The following is a 1,541-nucleotide window of genomic DNA, read 5'->3' as shown; positions in this document are numbered from 1 at the left end:
CTTGCAGGCGTTTGGCGGTAATACCCAATGCTTGCGCGGCATCTGCTGCTTTTTCAGCAGTTTTCCAAAGAATAGAGGCGCAACCTTCGGGAGAAATCACCGAATAAGTCGAGTATTGCAGCATATTGACGTAGTCGCCGACAGCCACTGCCAATGCACCACCCGAACCGCCTTCGCCAATAATGGTGCACAATACCGGCACATGCAGGCGGGTCAGTTCGTATAAATTACGGCCGATGGCTTCAGACTGGCCGCGTTCTTCCGCGCCAATGCCAGGATACGCACCCGGGGTATCGACAAAGGTCATGACCGGAATATTGAATTTCTCGGCAGTCTGCATCAAGCGCAGCGCTTTACGGTAACCTTCGGGACGCGGCATACCGAAATTGCGGCGGATTTTTTCTTTGGTATCGCGGCCTTTTTGATGGCCGATAACCATCACGCTTTGACCGTTGAAACGTGCCAAACCGCCGATAATGGCATGATCGTCAGAATAATGGCGGTCGCCGTGCAACTCTTCAAAATCGGTAAAAATACCGTTGATGTAGTCCAAAGTATAAGGACGCTGCGGATGGCGAGACACTTGTGAAATTTGAGCCGGAGTCAGCTTGCTGAAAATTGACTTGGTCAACTCGTTGCTTTTCTTTTGCAGTCTGGCAATCTCGTCGGAAATATCGACGGCAGATTCATCTTGTACGAATCGCAACTCGTCGATTTTATTGGTTAATTCGGCGATGGGTTGTTCAAAGTCCAAAAAAACGGGTTTCATAAAACGAAGCTCTCGGTAATGGTTGCTGACATGATACGCTAATCAGACGTATTTGACAGCATTTCTCAAAGGGAAACTGCCATCTTTTGCAATAAAAAACTTTCAGACGGCCTTTAACAAAGAAATAGTATATCTGCACTAAACTCATGGAGTGCCGTATCTTATGATAAACTTCAATTCAGTTCAATCATTTCAAACAGGCTATGAAAAACGATCATGACAATTCGTCCATGCGCTTGGACAAATGGCTGTGGGCCGCGCGCTTTTTCAAGACCCGCGCGCTGGCACAAAAACACATTGAGCTGGGCAGGGTTTTGGTAAACGGCTCGAAGGTGAAAAACAGCAAAAATATTTCCGCCGGCGACACCATCGACATGACTTTGAACTCCCTCCCCTACAAATTCAAAGTCGCCGCGCTCAATCATCAACGCCGCCCGGCACCGGAAGCGCGTTTACTGTACGAAGAAGACATGAAAACGGCTGCCGAACGCGAAGCTCAAAAACAACTCGACCAAGCCAGCCGCATCAGCGCCGCTTATCCGGACGGACGCCCGACCAAACGCGACCGCCGCCAGCTTGACCGCATGAAGCGCGATAGCTGGTAAGCGTTTCATCCATTGTTTCAGACGGCCCTATATTCATGCCGTCTGAAAACCAAAAACAGGCAGGACATCCTGCCTGTTTTTTATTTGCGGTGATTAAAATTTATATTCTAACTGACCGCGAATAACGTTCACGTCCTGTTTATCCGTACCAACGGTAGGCGTAACCT

At 48.8% G+C, this 1,541-nt stretch carries 2 protein-coding genes; one reads left to right on the top strand and one right to left on the bottom strand.

The annotated features are described in order from the left end of the window. Positions 1–769, bottom strand: a 769-nt coding sequence (locus ACTHUE_RS18570; protein ID WP_440424142.1) for an acetyl-CoA carboxylase carboxyltransferase subunit alpha, incomplete at its 3' end; no start/stop codon positions are given. A 203-nt stretch (positions 770–972) separates the two neighbouring features. Here ACTHUE_RS18570 and ACTHUE_RS18565 point away from each other — a divergent pair. Beyond that, positions 973–1,374 carry an RNA-binding S4 domain-containing protein gene (locus ACTHUE_RS18565; protein ID WP_003679090.1) on the top strand — a complete coding sequence of 134 codons (402 nt, stop codon included), beginning with the start codon at positions 973–975 and terminating at the stop codon, positions 1,372–1,374. Positions 1,375–1,541 lie beyond the last annotated feature (167 nt).

It is taken from the genome of Neisseria sp. P0021.S005 (genome assembly GCF_051956955.1).
This window is presented reverse-complemented; position numbering and strand designations above follow the sequence as displayed.